The 1490-nt window shown below is 63.4% G+C and carries 2 protein-coding genes; both read right to left on the bottom strand.

Annotated elements, in window-relative coordinates; all coding sequences use genetic code 11:
- A partial coding sequence (locus tag AC1DY5_RS55345) for a hypothetical protein (RefSeq protein WP_478122652.1) occupies window positions 1-185 on the bottom strand: 185 nt, incomplete at its 3' end.
- A partial coding sequence (locus tag AC1DY5_RS55340; protein ID WP_478122651.1) for a phosphoketolase family protein occupies window positions 182-1490 on the bottom strand: 1309 nt, incomplete at its 5' end. The genes AC1DY5_RS55345 and AC1DY5_RS55340, both read right to left, overlap by 4 nt.

Genomic DNA, 1490 nt, shown 5'->3' with positions numbered 1-1490 from the left:
GTGCCGACCCAGCGCTCCAGCATGCGGTCGCGCACGCTGTAGGCCAACGCCATGTACCAGTCGTGGGGCGTCGCGATGGCCGGGAAGCGCGCCTGCAGGCACGCGAGGTTGTCGACCACGGCTTGTTGCAGCGCCTCGGCCGACAGGCCGGTGCGCGTCGGTTCGAGTGGCCGCTCGAGACTCATCCCGGCCACACCCACTCGGTGAACTCGGGGCGGTCCGTGCCCTGGCTGCGCGCATAGTTGAGGTTGTCGATGATGGTGTTTCTCATCTCCTCCTTGAGATGCGCGGACTTGTTGCGCAGGCGCGGCACACGGTCGATCACGTCGATCACGAGGTTGAAGCGGTCCACCTGGTTCAGGATCGCGAGTTCGAGCGGCGTGTTGATGTTGCCCTTCTCCTTGTACCCGCGCACGTGGAGGTTGCCATGGTTGCGGAAGCGATATGCCAGCTTGTGGATCAGCCACGGATAGCCGTGAAAGTTGAAGATGATCGGCTTGTCCACGGTGAACAGGCTGTCGAACTCGCGATCGGTCGATCCGTGCGGATGCTCGCTGATGGRCTGCATCTTGAACAGGTCCACGACGTTGACGAAGCGCAGCTTGAGATCGGGAAGATGTTCGCGCAAGAGCGCGGTGGCCGCGAGCGATTCCTGGGTCGCCACGTCGCCGCACGAGGCCATCACCACGTCGGGTTCTTCGCGTTCGTCGTTACTTGCGGCAGCCCAGATGCCGATGCCCTTGGCGCAGTGCATGACGGCCTGGTCCATGGTGGTGAACTGCAGGTGCTTCTGCTTGTCGGCGACGATCACATTGATGCAGTCGGTCGAGCGCAGGCAGTGGTCGGCCACCACGAGCAGCGTGTTGGCGTCCGGCGGAAGGTAGACGCGCGTGACGCTCGGGCTCTTGTTGGTCACCAGGTCGATGAAGCCAGGATCCTGGTGCGAGAAGCCGTTGTGATCCTGCCGCCACACGGTCGACGACAGCAAGATGTTTTCCGACGCGACCGACGCCCGCCACGGCAYGTGGTTCTTGCAGATGTCGAGCCATTTCGCGTGCTGGTTGAACATCGAGTCCACCACATGCGCGAAAGCCTCGTACGTGTGGAAGAAGCCGTGGCGGCCGGAGAGCAGGTAGCCTTCCAGCCATCCCATGAGCGTGTGCTCCGAGAGCATCTCCATGACGCGCCCGTCGCGCGCCAACTCTCCGCCATCGGCGTCCTCCGGCAGCATGTCGGCCAGCCAGGTCTTCTTGCTGACCTGGTAGATCGACTGCAGGCGGTTGGAGGCGGTCTCGTCCGGACCGAAGACTCGAAACGTCGTCATGTTCTCGCGCATCGTGTCGCGCAGGAATTCGCCAAGCGGCTTGGTGTTCTCATAGAGCACTTTGCCCGGATGCGTCACCTCCACAGCGTAGTCGCGGAAATCTGGCAGCTTCAGTTCGCGGCGCAGCACGCCGCCGTTGGCGTGCGGGTTCGCGCTCATGCGACGC

The sequence above is a fragment of the Variovorax sp. P4_D9 genome, from assembly GCF_056401695.1.
The sequence above is the reverse complement of the archived record's forward strand: the minus strand, read 5'-3'. Positions and strand labels throughout refer to the sequence as shown.